13 protein-coding genes and 1 pseudogene are annotated in these 21,110 nt (G+C 42.9%); 8 read left to right on the top strand and 6 right to left on the bottom strand.

Annotated features, from left to right (window positions below):
- Positions 1 to 84: 84 nt before the first annotated feature.
- A complete protein-coding gene (locus B3F51_RS06485; RefSeq protein WP_286946142.1) occupies positions 85 to 1,122 on the top strand; it encodes a diguanylate cyclase domain-containing protein in 1,038 nt (345 codons plus the stop codon).
- Positions 1,123 to 1,177: 55 nt separating this feature from the next.
- On the opposite strand, the gene B3F51_RS06480 is transcribed toward B3F51_RS06485, so the two are convergent.
- Complete coding sequence (locus B3F51_RS06480) at positions 1,178 to 1,780, bottom strand: protein-L-isoaspartate(D-aspartate) O-methyltransferase (protein WP_084633715.1); 603 nt, start codon at positions 1,778 to 1,780, stop codon at positions 1,178 to 1,180.
- Between the two features lie 39 nt (positions 1,781 to 1,819).
- Positions 1,820 to 2,761: an EFR1 family ferrodoxin gene (locus B3F51_RS06475; RefSeq protein ID WP_139142379.1), complete on the bottom strand. Its 942-nt coding sequence runs from the start codon at positions 2,759 to 2,761 to the stop codon at positions 1,820 to 1,822.
- Between the two features lie 239 nt (positions 2,762 to 3,000).
- Between B3F51_RS06475 and B3F51_RS06470 the strand changes: the two genes are divergently transcribed.
- The 3 genes from B3F51_RS06470 to B3F51_RS06460 all read left to right on the top strand — a co-directional run bounded on the left by B3F51_RS06470 (position 3,001) and on the right by B3F51_RS06460 (position 10,247).
- Positions 3,001 to 3,573 carry a GGDEF domain-containing protein gene (locus B3F51_RS06470; RefSeq protein ID WP_139142380.1) on the top strand — a complete coding sequence of 191 codons (573 nt, stop codon included), beginning with the start codon at positions 3,001 to 3,003 and terminating at the stop codon, positions 3,571 to 3,573.
- A gap of 289 nt (positions 3,574 to 3,862) precedes the next feature.
- Positions 3,863 to 6,979, top strand: coding sequence for a methyl-accepting chemotaxis protein (locus B3F51_RS06465; protein ID WP_286946139.1), 3,117 nt, complete (start codon positions 3,863 to 3,865; stop codon positions 6,977 to 6,979).
- Between the two features lie 547 nt (positions 6,980 to 7,526).
- On the top strand, positions 7,527 to 10,247 hold the full coding sequence (locus B3F51_RS06460; protein ID WP_286946137.1) for a methyl-accepting chemotaxis protein: 2,721 nt from the start codon (positions 7,527 to 7,529) through the stop codon (positions 10,245 to 10,247).
- A 118-nt stretch (positions 10,248 to 10,365) separates the two neighbouring features.
- On the opposite strand, the gene B3F51_RS06455 is transcribed toward B3F51_RS06460, so the two are convergent.
- Both B3F51_RS06455 and B3F51_RS16200 read right to left on the bottom strand, forming a co-directional pair.
- Entirely contained in the window at positions 10,366 to 11,619 is a 1,254-nt protein-coding gene (locus B3F51_RS06455) for an HD domain-containing phosphohydrolase (RefSeq protein ID WP_175440954.1), read from the bottom strand.
- A 183-nt stretch (positions 11,620 to 11,802) separates the two neighbouring features.
- A pseudogene (locus tag B3F51_RS16200) lies at positions 11,803 to 12,744 on the bottom strand (diguanylate cyclase); the annotation flags it as partial.
- Positions 12,745 to 13,151: 407 nt separating this feature from the next.
- On the opposite strand from B3F51_RS16200, the gene ltaE reads away from it, so the two are divergent.
- The 4 genes from ltaE (at position 13,152) to B3F51_RS06425 (ending at position 19,844) form a co-directional block, all read left to right on the top strand.
- Complete coding sequence (gene ltaE / locus B3F51_RS06440) at positions 13,152 to 14,183, top strand: low-specificity L-threonine aldolase (RefSeq protein WP_070372093.1); 1,032 nt, start codon at positions 13,152 to 13,154, stop codon at positions 14,181 to 14,183.
- A 96-nt stretch (positions 14,184 to 14,279) separates the two neighbouring features.
- Entirely contained in the window at positions 14,280 to 15,398 is a 1,119-nt protein-coding gene (locus B3F51_RS06435) for a hypothetical protein (RefSeq protein WP_148637824.1), read from the top strand.
- Positions 15,399 to 15,642: 244 nt separating this feature from the next.
- A complete protein-coding gene (locus B3F51_RS06430) occupies positions 15,643 to 18,399 on the top strand; it encodes a methyl-accepting chemotaxis protein (protein ID WP_070372095.1) in 2,757 nt (918 codons plus the stop codon).
- Positions 18,400 to 18,470: 71 nt separating this feature from the next.
- A complete protein-coding gene (locus tag B3F51_RS06425) occupies positions 18,471 to 19,844 on the top strand; it encodes a diguanylate cyclase domain-containing protein (RefSeq protein WP_286946133.1) in 1,374 nt (457 codons plus the stop codon).
- 123 nt (positions 19,845 to 19,967) lie between these two features.
- Here the strand turns inward: B3F51_RS06425 and B3F51_RS06420 are convergent, their stop codons facing one another.
- Positions 19,968 to 20,489 (bottom strand): type 1 glutamine amidotransferase domain-containing protein, encoded by a 522-nt coding sequence (locus B3F51_RS06420; protein WP_070372097.1) that lies wholly within the window; start codon positions 20,487 to 20,489, stop codon positions 19,968 to 19,970.
- Between the two features lie 32 nt (positions 20,490 to 20,521).
- Positions 20,522 to 21,097: an orotate phosphoribosyltransferase gene (gene pyrE / locus B3F51_RS06415; RefSeq protein ID WP_286946130.1), complete on the bottom strand. Its 576-nt coding sequence runs from the start codon at positions 21,095 to 21,097 to the stop codon at positions 20,522 to 20,524.
- Between the last annotated feature and the right edge of the window lie 13 nt (positions 21,098 to 21,110).

Here is a 21,110-nt window from a genome sequence, read left to right as displayed (position 1 = left end):
GAAAGGAATGTATAAAACTATGATTTTTCATTTCATGTTCTCTTGCTCAGAGATGAGTCTCAGAAACTCAAAAACGGACGTAGTGTGTCCCAACATATATTACCGATGTATAATAAAAACCTTCGCCTCAAAGATGACGAACTAACAGCATTAGAGCAAATCGTAAATGATCAGACTCAATTAACCAGCTCTGGCGTTCTAGATCAGAGACCGAAAATCCTGGTGGTTGATGATTCAACCAAGAACACCCAAATGCTTGCTGAGGCTCTGGTAGAAAAATATGATATCACTGTTGCCAACAGCGGAAAAGCTGCCTTAGCTATGGCTACACAAAAACCTGTCCCCGACTTAATTCTGTTGGATCTCAGTATGCCGGAAATGAATGGCTTTGAAGTCAGTAAACAAATTCAGCTGGAAGAAAGTACGATGGGTATTCCGATCATTTTTTTAACGACTCTGAGTGACAAAGAAAACAAAGCCCATGGCGCCCAAACTGGTGCTGTTGATTTTATTTCCAAGCCCTTTGATCTGCCCAATGTCGAGCAAAAAATAAAATACCAGCTGGCGCTCAAGCATTATCGGGAAATTCTCAGTAACACAACCGATACCGACGCTTTAACCCAACTCGCCAACCGTCGCCGTTTCGAAGAAATGCTGACTATCGAAATTCGCAAAGCCAGACGAAATAACACCCCACTCTCGATGATCAGAATTGATATTGATTATTTTAAATTATATAATGAGACTTATGGCCGCGCTGAAGGGGATGCTTGTCTCCAGGAAGTTGCCGGTACAATCAAAAAAACATTAAAACGTGCCGGTGATCTGGCCGCCCGCTGGGAAGGTGAGGAATTTATCTGTCTACTCCCGGACACTAATTTAAAGGGAGCCGCCCATATCGCTGAAATCATCAGAAAAACTGTAGTAAATTTGAGCATTCCTCACCAAACCTCACCAATTAATACAATCATCACTTTATCACTGGGAGTGGCTACCGGCGTTTATTTAGACAAAAGCACTTCCGAAAACTCCTTAACGACCCTTTTCACCCGCTCGGAAACCGCTCTAATCAGAGCCAAAAAAGCCGGTCGCAACCAGCTTTTTGTATTCCATAACGACTAAAAATTTAAAACCCCTATCCTCTTTTAAAAAAGGGTTCAGGGGTTTTAAAAACATCCTATTTAACTGCTGCTTTATTTTTCCAACCATATTTCCCTTTCATTTCAACAAAACGTACCAGATCAACGGTCTGCTGCCTAAGCTGCCCATCATCATCTTTACATATAAGCTTTAACTCCTGTAATTCCGGCGGCCCCACAGGGATAATCATTTTTCCACCTCTGGCCAACTGATCAATGAGTTCCTTGGGAATTCTCTCTGCCGCTGCCGTGACGATTATTCGATTGAAGGGGGCAAATTCAGCCCATCCCTCACTGCCATCGCCAATTTTATAAACAATATTTTTGTAACCCAAATTATTAAGTCTCTTTTGGGCTGTTTCCGATAATTCCGGAATTCGTTCAATCGTATAAACCATTTTCGAAAATCTAGCCAGAAGTGCTGTTTGGTAACCTGAACCCGTTCCAATTTCCAACACACAACTGTTTTTCTCTGGGGCGAGAATCTGAGTCATTTCAAGCACCAGAGAAGGTTGAGAAATTGTTTGTTCATAACCGATTGACAGGGGTTGATCCCGATCTGCAAATTCTTTCATTTCATTGTCAATAAAATAAGAACGATCCAGATGCACAAAAAAATCACTGAGTTCCTGATAATCCATTGCTGTTTCTCACTTTCAATTCCTTAACACCCAATTCTTTTATTGTCTAAAACAATCACTTTCAATCAGATAATCCCGTACACCTCGAAGTGACGAATGGCTGGTGGCACTGCTGATACGGGGATATACGGTCAGATGATCCATGCGGTCTTCGACTTTATTCAAATCAAAGCCTTCTGAAAGCACCACAAATTTTCCAATTCCCGGTTCAATAGCCTTTTGAGGGCAGCCATAAATACAACGCATACAGATGACGCACTCATTGCCAAAATGGTGCCTACCTTCACTAATTTTAATATTTTCTTGAGGACACAATTTTTCACACAATCCGCATTCAATACATTTCTCGTTGACTTTAAGTCGCCGACCAAAAATCCTTCCCCCAATCATCTCAAAATATCCCAGTTTTGATGCGATTCGATCGATGCCATAGGGCTGCGTTCGATGCCGTTCTCCTACCATAATTTCAGTCACCACCTTTTCAACAATTACTGGTGTTGCATGAAGAACCATGGCGCAAAGGCTTTCATCGTAACCGATCAAAAAATTAGATGGCATAACCATCATTTTTTCGTATATTACATCATAACCTTTTCTTTCAAGATGACGAATTGTTGCCCATCGACACGCTGTATTGGGCGAAATTTCGCCTCCACCTGAAACAGAAATGACCACCGCCGGTCGATCTTTGGCAGGCGGAATTTTTTTTAACCACTCCGTAATGGGTTTTGGTGCATTAAATGCATACACCGGAAACAACAGCACCAATACATCGCCAAACACAACTGGCTCAGTTATACCCCTTAACTCGGTGCGTTGAACCGCAATTGCTCTTTTTTTTAACGAATGTTCGAACGCATCAGCAACTCGAGCTGTTCCTCCAGTACCTGTAAAATACACCAGATTTGCGTTTTTAAAATCCATTCTTTCCTCACTAACCGTACAGTTGTCTATTGCTTTTTGAATTTGAATGTCGCTCAATCTGTACACCTTATTTTTATTACCCGTTCTCCATTCTTTCAATAATCAAATGCGTATGATTATTGTGGCTGTCTTTGTCAATTTGCAGGTCTTCGTTCTACCATATTTTACCCTTTATTGTTAATTATAAACATATTCACGAGCGCTTGATTTTGATTAAAAAGCTTTACATTCCGCCCAAATCAAGTATAAAATACTATCAGGTCAATATTTTTTATGATCAGAAAGGAATTCTGAAAATGAGTAAATTTTGCGTTCCCCCAGATGACGCTTTTGCAAATGAAGACGTTTCTAAGCGATACGGCTGCGTCACGGATATCCCTACTCCAATTGGCAATCGTCAAGAATTTGATTCAATGCTCGTTGAGGCCATCAACAAAGCAAAGACTACCGTACGTTATCTATCAATCCTTCTGATCAAATTTAACACTTTAGAGAAACCTACTCGTTGTCAAGAACAATTATCCAACACTGACTGTCATCGCCGGATTGCCACCATACTGAATAAAACCTTGAAACGTTCCGGGGATCTGGTTACCCAATGGGATGATTGCACATTCGCCTGTATTCTCTCAGATACGGATCCCGCCGGTGCTGCAGAAATGGCTGAAAAATTCAGACGAAAAATCTTAAACACCGCTTTTTTCCACGCAACCACTCCCCAGATTTGCTATTACACAGTTTCCATTGGTGTGGTTACTGCCATTCTCACTGATGATATTTCCTACGAAATACTGATTAAAAAAGTAACTCAGGCCCTGTCGGCAGCCGATGCAATGGGCCAAAACCAAATTGTTATCAATATAAATTAAAACCAGGCACTCTGTCTGGTTTTAATTTATATTGCATGTTTTTAGCGATTAAACTAACAGACAGCAACCAAGCTGCAACCAGCCACAACCTGTTCGGCAATGATAATTATTAGTTATGAAGTGGTAGATTTTTGTTATAAATAGTTATATAATGATAACACTGGTGTCTTTTGCGATGTCAGTATGCACTTGTCCTAAATCAACTTACATCCTGCTAAAATCATTGCGGCCGTATCTTGGCCCCTGATTTTCTGGATAACCTGCAAAACGATATTTGAAAGGGGTTATTATGAACAAAAATCTAGAACCGCTGCTGGATCTGGAACCAACCAAGCAAACCGATCTGACACCACAAACTGCTGCAAATACAGCTGACTATATCCCGGATAAAGCCATTCGCAAATCCCGAATATCCACCAAACTGCTGTTGTTTACAGTTGTCCTTATGGCCTTGGCCGTGTTTTCTCTGGGAATCATCACAGTTAACCTGGGTGCTGCTGCGTTAACCAACCAGGCCAATACCGATGCTCAAAAGTACACCACGGAAGGCGCTTCCCATGTTGGCGCCATCATTGATGGTAACTTATCGACCCTTAGTGAAGTGGCTTCCCGGGCCCGGGTAACCACCATGGACTGGCAAACTCAAGTTGATGCCATTGCTGGCGATGTGGAACGATTGGGTTATCAGGACATTGCCGTAATGAACCAGGACGGTCATGCCAAATATATCAAAGGCGGTGGCGAGTTTGATTCTTGGGGAGAATTTTGGTATGAAAACGGCTTCAAGGGTGAATTATCTATTTCTGATGTTGCCATCAGTAAAGTTACCAAAGAACCCGTGGTATTTGACGTCGCACCGATAAAAAGCAACGGTCAGATTGTTGGCTTATTGGTTGGCCGAAGAGATCCAACCTTCTTAAAGGATATCATCAATGCCATGGGCGATGGCGACCGCCAGTTCGGTTTTGTTGTCAATGAAACTGGAGCGATGATGGCCCATCCCGATGATCAGATGATACTGGATCAGGTTAACGTCTTTGACGCTATCGACAACGATGGCATTTGGAAGAGTTTTGGTTTAGCGTTAAAGAAACTGGGAACCCAAACCACCGGGATGTTAACCTATACTTTAAACGGAGAAACCAAAATTGGTTCCACAGCTCCCATTCCTGGTACAAACTGGACCCTGATTGTCGCCCAATATGAAGATGATGTACTAGCTCCGATCAATAATCTCCGCAATCTGATTATCATGATTTCATTGTTTATTCTCCTGATTGGCGGTGCTGCAGCCTTTATAATGGCCCAAAAGCTGTCGAAACCGATTGTAAAACTTAAAGAAATCGCCGATCAGGTGGCTGTGGGCAAGGTGGATGTAAACATTGAAATCACCACCCATGACGAGATTGGCGATTTGATGCGATCTTTTGAAACCATGATTCAAAACAACAAATGCCTCTCCGAAGCGGCTCAACAGATGTCACAGGGTGATTTTGACGTTGCAATCATCCCCCGTTCTGACGATGATGTAATCGCCTATTCCATGGTTGCTGTTTTAACAGAAATGAACAGAATCCATGATGCCATTGTAAAATTTGGAAACGCTGCTTTAGCTGGACAACTCAACTACCGGGGAAATACCAATGAATACACCGGGGCCTACAAAGATATGATCATTTCTTTAAACAATGTGATCAACACCTTTGTCAAACCCCTCAAAGTTGCCAATAAAGCCATTGAACGGATTGGCAACGGCGTGATCCCGCCTAAAATCACCACTGAATACAAGGGTGATTTTAATGATCTGAAAAATAATATCAACGCCTGCATCGATGGTTTAGGGGCTTTAACCGAGACTGGTGAAGTGCTTCATCGACTATTTATCAATGATTTTACGGCCCAAATGGAGGGAACCTATTTAGGCGTCTTTGGCGATTTGGCAACCTCTGTCAATGAAATTCACTGGAAATTAAACTACATCCATGCCATTGTCAATAATGTTGCCAACGGCAATATGAGTGATTACGATGAACTGGTTAACATCGGAAAACGAAGTGAAGCGGATGAATTTATTCCCAGCCTGATTCAAATGATTGAAAATATCCATTCCCTGGTTAGCGAAGCCGATGAAATGACCCGGCTGGCTGTTGAAGGCGATCTTGATCATCGGGGTGACCCTGCTAAATTCAAAGGCGAGTATGCCAAAGTTATTGCTGGCTTTAACCAAACCCTGGATGCTGTCATTGAGCCGATCCAGGCAGCTTCTACCGCCTTGGACGAGCTGGCCAAAGGTAACCTGAAGACGTATATGGATGGTGATTACAAAGGCCAGCACGGAAAAATAAAAGAGGATATGAACCGAACCATTGATTTCCTCAAAAACTATGTTGACGAAATCACAATCACCCTCCAACGCATTGGAGAGGGCGACCTCAGCCAGGAAATTAAAACCTATTATCATGGCGATTTTGTCGCCATTAAACTGGCTATTAATGGGATCACTACCCATTTAAGTGAAGTCATGAAAGAAATTGATGACGCTGCCGGACAAGTCGAAGCCGGTGCCATTCAAATCTCTGACGGCGGTCAAGCCTTATCACAAGGTACAACCGAACAGGCTAGTGCCATCCAGGAACTTACCGCTTCCATTGAAGAAGTGGCCGCAGAAACCAAGCGAAACGCCCAAAACGCCAATGAAGCCAATGAACGGGCCATTGAAGTGCGAACCAATGCTGAAGTAGGTAATTCTCAGATGTCAAAAATGGTCACTGCCATGGTTGAAATCAACGAATCGTCAAACAATATTTCAAAGATTATCAAGGTCATTGATGACATCGCCTTCCAAACCAATATTCTCGCTCTTAATGCGGCTGTCGAAGCCGCCCGGGCCGGACAACATGGCAAAGGCTTTGCCGTCGTTGCTGAAGAAGTGCGAACCCTGGCAGCCCGCAGTGCCGAAGCCGCCAAGGAAACCACGGGTCTCATTGAAGGCTCGATTGATAAGGTTGCAGCTGGCACCAAGATTGCTGATGAAACCGCTGAAAGTCTGGTTGAAATTCTTAATGAGATTGAAAAAGTAACCGGATTGGTTGGCAATATCGCCCGGGCCTCCAATGATCAGGCTTCAGAAATTGCACAAATCACCAAGGGTATTGAACAAGTTTCCAATGTAGTCCAAACCAACTCAGCTACTGCCGAAGAAAGTGCAGCTTCCAGCCAGGAGCTTTCCGGCCAGGCTGAGGTTCTTAAACAGATGATGCGCACTTTCAAACTCAAAAACCAATACAGCAACGATGTCGAAAGAACAATGCCGATTAACAAAAAGGTATCTGCGGTTCCCTTTGTCGCACCACCCCAACCTGAACCCCGGATCACTTTGGATGATTCAGAACGTGATAAGTACTGATATCTAAACAAGTCATATCCATATACTCCATGCTCTAAGTAAAAATCCTGAAGACAGTCAAATCCGATTGTCTTCAGGATTTTTTTTGAATACTCATGTATTCTTTCATTTTACGATTTTATAACGGATGTCAATATCGATTCATTATCGTCCAGAATATAACAATAAACAACTGTCTATTTTCTATTTCTGCTAACATTATTGACATTTGATTAAAATTTTGATCGAGTTATACTATATTTGGAGCACTTTTTAGAAAATAATGCGATATTATGTTATTTTTTTGTTTCATTTTACAAGATTATCCCTTATAATTTACAGGAAATTAAAAAATGAAATTATATTAATTTGAATGACTATCTATTCATTCAGTCAGGTGGTGTTTCAGAAAATAAATCCCGCATCAATCCGTCCAATCACCAGAATAGCAATTATTTATTCCGCAGCGATAAGCTAATCTCATAAGACTTTTTTTTTACATCAATACTGGTGAGTAAGGACACCGTCCGCAATTTGCCCCCTCAGATTAAACTAACGGAGGTCTAACTTGAATTGGTTTAAAAATTTAAAAATTAAAACGAAACTGCTGACATCGTTTATTCTTATTGCTCTGCTTGTTGGCGTTGTTGGTTTCATTGGTATCATAAATACCTGGTCGCTACAAGAGTCTGATCAGGAGTTATATGAAAACATGACAGTGCCCATCTCCCAAGTTGGTCAAATGTCAACCACCTTTCAGAAGATGCGTGTAAACCTGCGGGACATGATTCTAGCCAACGATCCTGCCCTGATTCAGTCGATTGAAAAGAGCATTGCTGAAGACCAACAAAAAATCGATACCTTGGCTGACGATTACCAGAAAACGATTCAAACCGATGAAATGCAAGAAGCCTTTGACAGCTTTGAAGCCGCCCGGACAGAATACAACAAACATCTTGACGCGGTGAAGACCCAAGCTGCCCTAAACCAGGACACTGAAGCGTTTAACTTAATGAGTCCAGATGGTGCTGCCGGGAAAGCCACGGCCGCCCTGCAAACGGCAATCGATAATCTCTCTGACTTAAAACTTGCCGATGGTTTGACCAAATCTGAAGAAAATTTTGCCCAGGCGGCTGGTGTCACCACCACAATGACCATTATCATGATTATTAGTATGATTATCGCTGTCGCTTTGGGATTAGTACTGACCTCCCTGATCTGTGGGCCACTCCGCAAGGCTAACCATATGATCCAGGAAATGAGTAAAGGTCACCTGAGCAACCGTCTTAATATTGATACCACCGACGAGGTCGGCGAAATGGCGACAACCATGGACAAAATGGCTGATTCTCTCCAGTTTCTGGTTATTGGCACAATCAACCGCATTTCTGAAGGGGATGTTTCCATGAATGTGGAAATCACCGATCCCCAGGATGAAATCGGGCCCGCGCTGAAAAAAACCATCGAAACCATCCGAGCCCTGATTACCGAGGCAAATGCACTGTCTCAGGCAGCCGTCGAAGGACGTCTGGACACCCGGGGCCATGCTGATGCATTCAGCGGTGGTTTTCGGGAAATCGTTGCCGGTGTAAACAGTACTCTGGATGCCGTTGTCGGTCCCCTTAATGTCGCTGCCGAATACATTGAGCGAATTGGCAAGGGTGAAATTCCACCGAAGATTACTGATGAATATTATGGCGACTTCCGCGAAATTAAAAATAATCTTAATGCCTGCCTGGATGGATTAGGTGCCTTATCGGTGGCTGACCACACTTTGAAATTGATGAATAAAAACGATTTAACTCAAGCTATTGACGGCGATTTTGACGGTATTTTCGGTGAAATTGCCCGATCCATCAATGGGGTTCATGCCCAGCTTGGTCGGATTGTCAGTATTTCCACCAATATCCGTAACGGTGATCTAAGTGATCTGGACTTTCTTCGCAGCATTGGCAAACGCAGTGAGAACGACCGTCTGGTACCAGCACTGCTGGGCATGACCGAAACGATTTTGATGCTGGTTGAAGAAACCAGAAACATGGCTCAGATCGCCATTTCCGGAGATCTCAACAACCGTGGCGATGTAACAAAGTTCCAGGGTGAATATGCCACCGTCATTGAAGGATTCAACCAGACCCTGGATGCGATCATTGATCCGATTCAAGCTGCTTCGGCCACGCTCAATGAACTGGCTGAGGGAAATCTCAAAATTACCATGGACGGTGATTTCAAAGGTCAACATGGAAAAATCAAACATGATATGAACCAGACCATTGAATTTTTAAGAGCCTACGTGGAAGAAATCACTCACACTCTGGAAGAAATGAGTCGGGGAAATTTTGACCTGGAGATTACCAACCTCTACTGTGGCGATTTCCTGGCAATCAAAAAAGCCCTAAATCAAATTGCTGCCAGCTTAAGCACTACCCTTTACGACATCAATGTCGCTGCCAGTCAGGTGGATATCGGTGCTCAACAAATTTCTGATAGTGGTCAAGCATTATCACATGGAACTACTGAACAGGCCAGCTCGATTCAGGAGTTGACAGCTTCCATTGAAGAAGTTGCTGCCGAAACAAAACGCAACGCCCAAAATGCCAATGAAGCGAATGAACTGGCCATCAATGTTCGTTCTAATGCTGAAGTTGGCAATTCTCAAATGGTTAAGATGGTCGCTGCGATGAGCGAAATCAACGACTCCTCACACAATATTTCTAAAATCATTAAAGTCATTGATGACATTGCCTTTCAGACCAATATTCTGGCTCTTAATGCCGCTGTGGAAGCAGCCCGGGCTGGTCAGCACGGCAAAGGTTTTGCCGTCGTTGCTGAAGAAGTCCGTACTCTGGCTGCCCGCAGTGCTGAAGCTGCCAAGGAAACCACCGGGCTGATTGAAGGCTCCATCGACAAGGTAGAAGTCGGCACTAAAATCGCTGATGAAACCGCTCTGGGGCTTGCCGAAATTCTTAAGCAAATTGAAAAAGTTACCGATCTGGTCGGTCGAATTGCCCGGGCCTCCAATGACCAGGCTTCAGAAATTGCCCAGATCAATCAAGGCATTGAAGCCGTTTCCCAAGTAGTTCAAACGAATTCAGCAACAGCCGAACAAAGCGCTGCTGCCAGTGAAGAACTTTCCGGACAAGCCGAGATGCTTAAACAAATGGTTGATGCCTTTAAACTCAAGAACACAAAAAATCAGCCTGCCAGACCTGTTACCGATTATTCAGAGTCATTGGTACTTCCTCAATCAGAAATAATCCTTGATAATCTGGATTTTGACAAATATTAAGCGTTCTAAAAAATCCAGGCTGAACAGAAATATTCAGCCTGGATTTTTATTGTACTATTTTTTTATTAATTTCTTTACACTTCCATTTTTTCACAAAAACCTAAAACCTGAATAGCTTTTATGATGTCAATAGTTTAGCAAAATCATTGTACCGTATTCTTGCCTTTTTCTGGGCCCTGATCCGGGCTTTGTTTACATCTTGATAATTCGAAATTAGAATTTCTACAATGTGTGGATCAATTTTATGATCCGTCACCATTTGCTTTAAAATCTCGATCACTTTTTCTTTTTCCATTCCCTTACGATAGGGTCTATTCTCAGATACTGCGGTAAAAATATCTGCCACCGCCATGATCCTGGCTCCCAGCGAAAGCTCTGACGCTGTCTTTTTAAAGGGATAGCCGGTTCCATCCAGCCGTTCATGATGCATCGAGGCAAATTCATTTATTTCTTCAAAACCGGCAATCTGAAACAACAACACATAAGTATGATAGGTATGCTCTTTCATGACAGCAAATTCGGCTTGGGTAAGTCCCGCCGGTTTCTCCAGGATTTCCGTGGAAACTGTCAGTTTGCCAATATCATGGATGTAGCCAGCGGCCTGAATTTTCTTACAGGTCAGCTCATCACATTTTAAATGCTGTGCCAACCGTTTGGCTACTGCTGAAACTCCTTCGCTGTGAACTGCAGTAAAGTTGCTCCGAAAATCAATGACCCGGGCAAACAGTTTGGTAATTCCGATTAATTCGTCGATATCCAGTCTCTGGTCCTGGAATTTTATTTTTTTATAATATCGCCGACCATTGGAAATAGACTCCAGATCATACCAGAAAAACTCTTTTTCTTTTAAGCGTTCAAAAGCTTTGATGAACTCAGGGTTAAATTTTCGTCCCGAGGCACTTACTATTTTTTCAAAAATTCGGTCTTTTTGATTGATCATCTTATCGTCCCGAGAGATGAGGGTAGCAATCCGGTCAGCCAAGTGGATGAGATGACTTTCGGACATGACCGTTTCCCCCAAAAATCTGAGACCTTCCCCATCGTTCCAATCCACATGATGAAATTTGATGATTCTGGCTATATTTTTGAATTCTCGGTAATCCTTCAGAAGCAGCCAACCAATTCGGGCATGCTGATGGGGATTAATGGCTTCAAACTTCAGCACATTGATTCGTTCCTGCATACTTAAACCACCAATATCATGCAGCACAGCGGCGACACAGACTTCATTTAGTTTCTTTTCATCAAAGTTCAACTCTTCCCCTAGGTTGTTGGTAATATAGGCGACAAGACGTTGATGATGATTCAGTTCCGGGCTTACCATATCCGAAGCTCTTGATAGTTGGAGAGTTAACTCTAATAAAGAGACCATCTTTTCTTTTCCTTTCCACATAAGACATGAGTTACACATAATTATTTTGTTATGATACCATACTTTTGTTAGCATTGTAACACAATCTCATAGCACTTTTTGACTTTAGGGGTTTTTTTTATAATTTGGGACTGAAATGAAAAAGACCATCACAAAATTTGACTTTGCTGATGATCGATTTTTTTATAATGTGTTTGCCACCCGATTCACAAAAAGTGATACAATCTGGGGATCAAATTGGGTTCCAGCATAATTCTGAAGCTCCTGCAGCGCTTCGCTTTTGGTTTTTGCTTTTTTATAGGTTCGTTCAGATAATATCGTATCATAAGACGCTCCAACCGCCATAATTCTTGATAAAATCGGAATCTCTTCACCTACCAGGCCTTTTGGATACCCTTTTCCATCCCACCGTTCATGATGACACAAAATTGCGGTAGCAATTCCAACCATTTCAGGGGCTGAATTGATAATATGATAGCCTGTTTCTGGATGCTTTTTTATTACATTCCATTCCTCCGGGGTTAATTCTCCCTTTTTTTCAAGAATTTCTTTATCGATTGTTACTTTGCCGATGTCATGAAGCATTCCTGTCCACCTGAGCTGTTCTAATTCTATTTCTTTCATATTCATTTCTTTAGCAATACGCATACAATAATAACAAACCCGCTCCGCATGAATTTTTTCAACTGCGCTTTTTTCATATAAAGTATACATAATTGACTGAATTGTATTTTGTCGAACTTCAGATTTCATTTTTAGTTTATTTTTATACATCATGCTTTCTGCTTTTTTAAACAATTCAGTAAATGGTTCTGTCTTTGAATGCTTAGTTGCCCATCCAAATGATATCGATAGAATCCCTTGGTCAACTTTACAAGACACCACTGCATCGATCATATTGCTCATCCGTTTTTTAACGGTTTCTTCATCGGTATTTGGGAGGAGCATAACAAATTCATCACCGCCCCATCGCACGACCACATCGGTGGAACGACAACAATGAGTCAGAACCTGACTGGCTGCTATCAATAATGAATCACCGGCCAGATGTCCGAATGCATCATTTGTCATCTTTAATCCGTTTACATCTCCCATAATAATAGAAAGTGGATATTGAGACCCATCCTCAAATCTTTCCCGGGCTTCTTCATATTGTCTAGGTCAACAACGATAATACCATCTCTCACGCTTTTTAGAAATTGATGGTAATTTGAATCTTCTCCAAAACTATTCCCCCATACTTTCACATATGGGCAAATTATAACATGACCTCGATTTATTTCAACTATTTTTTATCGTAATTAACCATTATCTTACTGTATATTTATACAATTAAGACAGTGCTCTAATTTAAATCTCATTTATTGACAAATTTTTATATTTTTACAATCTCATCAGTCGTTCTGTAATAAGCCTTGCATAAATACATTTAGATCTTTTCCCGATCAAAAACTTATTTGTCGATCAGATCTTTTCGCGCTATAATAATGAAAACTGAAATAATTATTAAAACAATCAAAGGAGTTTTAATTATGTTGATCGACTTAAGAAGTGATACTGTAACCCAACCAACCCAAACCATGCGAACCGCTATGGCCAATGCAACCGTGGGTGATGATGTCTACGGGGATGACCCAACTGTCAACCAGTTAGAAAAGCTAGCTGCTGAACTTTTAGGCAAGGAAGCGGCTCTGTTTGTACCCTCCGGTACTTTTGGCAATCAACTGGCGATCATGACCCACACGACAAGAGGAAATGAAGTCCTGGTCGGTGATGATTGCCATATCCTGATGCATGAGGTCGGCGCAGCCGCGGTCCTTTCGGGCGTTCAAATCAGAACCTTTCCGGTTCTCGATGACGGCGTTGATGTGGAAAAACTGGCGCTGATGCTCCGGGGTGAAGACATTCATTTCCCGGATACCGGACTGATCTGTATGGAAAACGCCCAGTCATCGGGAAAAACTGTTCCCTTGGCCAATATGGAAGCGGTTTATACCCTGGCCCAATCCCAAAACATCCCAGTGCACATTGATGGCGCCCGAATATTTAATGCCGCTCTTGCATTAGGGGTTGATGTCAAAGAAATTGCCGCCCAAGGGGATTCAGTAAACGTCTGTCTGTCCAAAGGCCTCTGTGCACCGGTGGGGTCGTTACTACTGGGAACCGAAATATTTATAAAAAAAGCCCGTAAAAACAGAAAACTGATGGGCGGTGGCCTCCGACAGGCCGGAATCCTGGCCGCGGCCGGGATTATCAGTCTGACGGAAATGATCTCCCGGCTGGAAGAAGACCACCGGAATGCCCGCTATCTGGCCACCCGGCTGGAAGAGATCGATTCCTGCTCGGTTCTTAGAAACCGTTTGGATATCAACATGGTCTTTTTTACCCTTCCAGAATCTGTGATAACTGAATCTGCGCTTATTGAAGGTCTGCTAAAAAAGAATATTAAAATTAGTGGAACAGAAAATGGTGAGTACCGTTTTGTAACCAATCATGGTGTCAACTCTGATGACATCGACTGGGTCATTGAAAGTATGAAGACCCTTGTTTCCCATTATTCATGATTTTTACCCCTGATTTTCACGGACTCATGCATCAAAATCCTTTTATAGTTGGGCTTGACGTGGTATACTAAACTCACTAAAAATGGAGGATTCTTTATGACAACCACATTCTACGGTAACCAAGGTGTTGTGAACAGCATCATACTCGATATGGAAACCGATTTTGAAAAACAATTGAGATTTTTAAACACTATTAAATTTACTGATGACTTCAAGCCAGAGTGGCTGCCGGATATTGTCAAAATTACTTTTATTATCGAACCGTCACTGGGACAGTTTGGCAGGCCCAATCTGATCATTATAGCCGAAGAAAAAAGCCTCCAGCGGCATGTTATTTTTGTTGAATCAAAAATTTCGGCCTATGATGATGCATCAGAAAAATTAAATATAAAACTATTTCCCAATAAATACAAAGACATTGGCGACAAGCTAAATATCCGACTGGCTCTAATGTATCGTTTGGCCAAAGCTTATCATTATCAAAAAGATGGCGGATTTATTGAAGATGTGGATGAAGCATACAAGCTCTACCACGATGTCCCCAAGGTACTTAAAAAACCCGTCATGATCAAACTCTGTATTGATAAATTCGGATACAATCCGGATTTTTTATTTGTTGCTCTGACTAATGATCCGGTTGATATCCAGCCCTTTAAAAATGCCAACTTTTTGCCCCCCATCGGCGTCAGCGGTTGGCGGGCCGAAAAACAATCCTTTGGTTTAATTTCGTTTGCCATGCTTGAAGAGCAAAACCTGGTTGATCCCCAAAAAGGATATTATGCCCTGTCGAAAGACAATGTCTTACATCTGCCTGCAGAAACCGGCTCCAGCAATAATGACCCGACCATTCGAACCATTGTTTTGGATCAGTGGCACCCGGATTTGAAATTAAATCTGGAGGAGTTTTTAGTATCCTTGGGAGATCGGCTCACCACCAGCAAGGTTATCACCTTTAATGGTTCTTACAGCATCAAAGCCGAAGATGGACGAACCCTGGTAAAACTTTTTGCTGACAAAGAGAAAATGTATATTACTCTGCGAAACGATAATATTCCCATCGCTTTCAAAGATAAACCCCGGATAAAAATAGGGGTTGGACTCAATGCCAAGTCCTTTGTATTAATTTATTCAGGTACTGATGACCTTACCGGAGATCATTATAATCAATTAGCCATGGATCTCATTGAAATCATCGTAGATTTTGTGGAACAATAAAGCACCTGATAGCGTTCCACCATTATACAAGTCTGTTTACGCCATTAAAAGCAATTGTTTGCAACTTCCTCCTGATCGGACGTTCGCAACGATTGCTTTTTTCTATTGATTGGACTATATTTGACAGAATAATTATTTTGACTTAAAAGAAACCTGCCTGTATAATTAAGCTAATCCAGGCAACCAGAATTAAGTGTCTAGTTTTTCAAATCCAAACGCCCATAATTAAAGGAGCATCATGAGAATGAATAATCAAAGGACGCAAACCAAAAAAACCGATTCGATACGTTTTAAACTACTGATTATGCCCCTTTTCTGCGTTTTTTTGGGCATTTTTGCCATTGGTCTAATTTCTTCGTATTTGATCCGAAACAGCCTCTTGGATCAATTAAAAGATCATGGCTATACAACTTCTCAACGATTTGTAACACAACTGGAAAACAACGCCAATGCCATTGAAGCCCTGACTGAAGCTACTGCTGGGGCAACATCCCAAGAAAGTAAAGAAATTAAAGATGAATTCAGCTATCAAGCCCAGATTGATAAAATGGCCAATGATGAAAACATAGTCTATATCGCCATCATTGACAAAAATGTCATCGACATCGCTGACAGTATTGCAGAAGACATCGGTAACGATTATTCTGACGACGAAACAATGAAGGCTGCCGCTCAGGAAGGCATTGCCTCCGCCTCAGAATACTACTATGAATTAAAGGATGTAACCGTTTATGATGTGCTCTATCCGCTGACAATTAATGGCGAACTGGTTGGCGCAATTGACATTGGCTACTCTATGGAAAATGTTTATGCTGCGGTTACCAACAATATCCTGTTGATTGCCGGTGTTGGCTTACTGATTTTCGTAATTCTGGCATTGATCCTCTATCGAATTTCACTATCAATTACCAAGCCCATCACAAACGTCAATCAGATGATTCAGGAAATGAACCAGGGTTATCTGGGTACCCGGTTGAATATGAAAGAAAGCAATGAGATTGGTGAAATGGCTGTTGCCCTTGATAACTTCGCTGACAACCTCCAATTTGTTTTGATCAAAACCCTGAACCAAATAGCGGCTGGTGATCTTTCTGCCGAAATTCAATCTCAGGGGGATCGGGATGAAATCACACCGGCTCTCAAACAGACCATTGAGAACATTCGTCACCTGATTGCCGAGGCTAATTTTCTCTCGGCAGCGGCCATCGAGGGGCGTCTGGAAACCCGGGGAAATGCCGAGAACTTTCAGGGTGGATTTAAAGAAATCGTACAAGGTGTCAATGAAACGCTGAATGCCGTTATCCTACCCCTCAATGTGGCTGCCGATTATATCCAACGCATTGGCCATGGTGAAATTCCCCCGCAGATTACTGATACCTATCACGGTGATTTCAATACCATCAAGAACAATATCAATTCCTGTATCGATGGTCTCGGGGCGCTGGAAGATGGTAATCGGGTTCTGGCCCGCATGAGTGTCAATGACTTCTCACAAACTATTGATGAAAGCTGTTGCGGTATATTTAGCGAAATTTCTCACTCCATCAACCGCATCAATAACAAAATGATTCACATCATGGATATCGTCAATCGGATCGCAAACGGTGATATGAGTGATCTGGCTGACCTGAAATCCACCGGCAAACGCAGTGATAACGATCAGTTAATTCCCAGTCTGATTGGAATGATTGAGAATATTGTATTACTCGTTGACGAAACTCAGTCGATGACGCAAATTGCCGTTGAAGGAGATCTTGATCATCGGGGTGACGCTTCTAAATTCCCTGGCGAATACGCCCGGGTCATTGAAGGTTTCAATAATACGCTTGATGCGGTAATCGACCCGATTCGTGCTGCTTCAACAACCTTAAACCAATTAGCCCAGGGAAATCTAAAGGTTACCATGGCTGGCGATTTCAAAGGACAACACGGAAAAATCAAAGATGACATGAACCGTACCATTGACTTCCTCAAACAATATGTTGATGAAATCACTGCCACCCTGGAAAAAATTGGCCAGGGTGATCTGACTCAGGAAATCACGAATCACTATCTCGGTGATTTTATTGCTATTAAATACGCTATCAACGATATTACCAGCCATCTCAGCACCGTGATGCGGGAAATTATCGAAGCTGCCGATCAGGTGGATTCTGGTTCCCGACAGATCTCTGACGGCGGTCAGCAGTTATCCCATGGTACCACTGAACAGGCCAGTTCCATTGAGGAGCTCAGTTCTTCCATCGAAGAAGTGGCGGCTGAAACAAAACAGAATGCCGTTAATGCCAATGAAGCCAATGACCGGGCCATTGAGGTGCGAAGTAATGCCCAGATCGGCAATGAACAGATACAAAAAATGGTCACCTCCATGTCCGACATCAATGCCTCATCCCACAATATTTCAAAAGTCATCAAGGTTATTGATGACATCGCCTTCCAGACGAATATACTGGCTTTAAATGCCGCGGTTGAAGCTGCCCGGGCTGGTCAGCACGGTAAAGGTTTTGCCGTCGTCGCCGAGGAAGTTCGCACCCTGGCCGCCCGAAGCGCCGAAGCCGCCAAAGAAACGACCTTCCTGATTGAAGGCTCCATAAGCAAAGTGGAAGCTGGAACAAAAATTGCGGATGAGACCGCTGAGGGATTAAAGGAAATTCTCAATCAAATTGAAAAGGTCTCCGATCTGGTTGCCAATATTGCCCGGGCCTCCAATGACCAGGCCTCAGAAATCGCCCAGATTACCATGGGACTTGATCAGGTTTCGCAGGTCGTTCAGGCAAATTCTGCCACCGCCGAAGAAAGCGCAGCCGCCAGTCAGGAACTGTCCAGCCAGGCCGAAATGCTTAAAGAAATGATGGAAGCTTTTAAACTGAAGCAGCTTTCTACCACTCCCATTAACACTGATTCCCGCCTTGGCTCAAGCTACCCCGCTTTTGAAAAGACGGAATTTGAAAGCATGGAACCGATAATTGATCTTGATGATCGAGAAACAGATAATTATTAATTTTTTTATCCACCTTTGAGTAATGCATGTTATAATTAAACAAATTTACTTATCGATTGGAATCATTGCCCATGGAAGAATTTTTCGCCACCAATACCTCGCAACAAATTCTCAACCGCATTTTTTCCCTGAATCTTGGCCTTTTATGCATCCTCCACACGGATGGACGTATTGAAAAAGTCAATTATACCTGGGAAAAAACCTTTGGTTACAGTGCGGCAGAATTACTCGATACCAACATTATTGATTATGCGCATCCCGATGACCGGGATGCTACCACCTTTGTTTTTTCAGAATTGTTACACACTAACCATCGACTCACCTTTTCGAATCGTTTCCGATCCAAAGACGGCAACTACCGATACGTCGACTGGGAATTTAATTGCCACGATAATTACGCCTATGTGGCGGGAACCGACATCACCCACATAAAGCTCTCTGCTGCTGGCCTGAAAGAACTTCGTGGACAGCTCGATAAGCACCAGCTTCAAAACGATCTGGAAGACCTTTGTCCGATTCGTCAGAAAATCCTAGTGGTTGATGACTCACCCCTTAACACCAAAATAATGGAAAGTGCACTGATTGAAGATTACGATGTGCTGATATCTCACAGTGGTAAAGAAGCCCTGTCTATTTGTAATTCCAATGATCCCCCAGATCTTATCCTGTTGGATATTATTATGCCTGAAATTGATGGCTATGAAATCTGCCGACGACTTAGCAGGGGTACAAAAACTAAAGATATACCGGTGATCTTTCTTACCTCTCTCACAGCTGCCAGAGATATCGAGTTCGGCTTAACTCTGGGTGCCATCGATTATATTACTAAACCCTTCAGCATCCCGATTATTAAAGCCAAGATCAAAAACCATCTGGCTGTAAAATACTATCAGGACACCCTAAAAATCAATACGGATGTTGATCAATTGACCCAGATCGCCAACCGCCGACGTTTCGATGATACCATGACCCTGGAAATTAAAAAAGCCAAGCGAACGGGCACCATTTTATCTGTGCTTCTGCTTGACATTGATCATTTTAAGTTTTATAACGATACCTATGGTCATTTGGAAGGGGATGCTTGTCTTAGAAAGGTGGCTAGCGCTCTATCGGTTACACTTAAGCGTCCTAAAGATCTGGCTGCCCGCTGGGGTGGCGAAGAATTCGCCTGTTTGCTCCCCAACACCAATACTCACGGAGCTCAAAACGTTGCCGAATCGCTGCGCAACGCAATTCTGAATTTGAACATTCCTCATGAGTCCTCTCCTGTTAATGATATGGTTACTATATCAGTCGGGGTTGTTTCTTCTAATCCAATGGATGAGAACTCCTTTGACAGCCTGTTGCACCGTGCTGATGAAGCCCTTTATCAGGCCAAAGAAACCGGGAGAAACCGGATAGCAGTCTGGCATGAGGATATTGAAGCCATGGGGCCTTATCTTTAATCAATGACCGCAGTTTATGTTCACTGCGGTCATCTTTTTACAAAAAATACCGACATCTGTCCGCTGTAGCCTATCTTACTAAGTGATGGACAAATGTCGGTTATTCTTATTTTACAGGTCTGATCAATCCTGAGCTTTCAGAACTTTAATATAATCAATCATATATTCTGGCAGATCCGGGGGCCGACGACTGGAAACAATGTGGCCGTCGATAATCGAAGGTGTATCATGCCAGATGGCCCCGGCGTTGGTCATGTCATCTTTGATACCAGGGGTACTGGTGACGTTTTTGCCTTTGAGGATGCCAGCAGAAATCAGGACCCAACCGGCATGGCAGATTTGGCCAATGACCCGTTTTCGTTTGTCGAGGTTGCGGATCATCTCCAGCACCACCGGGAAACGACGGATCGCATCGGGCGCCCAACCGCCGGGAACCAGAATCCCGTCATAATCGTCAGGATTGATGTCAGTATAGGCCAGGTCGGAGACACAGGGTACACCGTATTTACCGATGTACTTTTTGTTAGCAATCTCCCCTACAACATGAACGGTAACCCCTTCTTCCCGCAGGCGCAGCACGGGGTACCATAATTCAAGATCCTCAAAATCATTACTGATTAACGCGATAATCTTTTTGTTTTTCATCTTGTTTTCCTCCTGTTATTTTATTTTATTTTTTAGGCATTTCCTCTGGAACCGGGCTTGACCAGAGCGACTTGACCGGCTTTGCAGACGGGACAGTCGTCGGGGTCCCAGGCGGTGATTTCGAGTTTAATTGCAGAGTAAATGGGCATGTTAATTTCAACTCCGGCTGCCCGGCGGTCAGCGATGCAAGCCACACCAAGAACGACCGCACCCAGCTCTTCGAGCACTTTCTTGGTTTCGATGGTAGATTTTCCGGTAGTAACAACATCTTCGGTGATAATGACCCGTTCGCCCGGTTTGATTTCAAAGCCGCGGCGCAGTTCCATCAGGCCGTCTTTACGTTCGGTAAAAATAGATTCTTTGCCCAATTGTCGGCCGATTTCGTAGGAAACGATGACGCCGCCCATGGCCGGGCCGACCACCTTGTCAATTTTCAGCGTTTTTAACTGTTCAACTACCGGTGCCAGAACCTTGGCGGCAGCATCAGGAAAACGCAGCACTTTGGCGCATTGAACATACTGATCGCTGTGTTTACCGGATGATAGTAAAAAATGTCCTTCCAAAAAAGCATCGGTTTCTTTTAATACTTCTAATACTTCCTGACTCATATTATTCCTCATT

It is taken from the genome of Acetobacterium sp. UBA5834 (genome assembly GCF_002435675.1).
Lineage (GTDB): Bacteria > Bacillota > Clostridia > Eubacteriales > Eubacteriaceae > Acetobacterium > Acetobacterium wieringae.
This window is presented reverse-complemented; position numbering and strand designations above follow the sequence as displayed.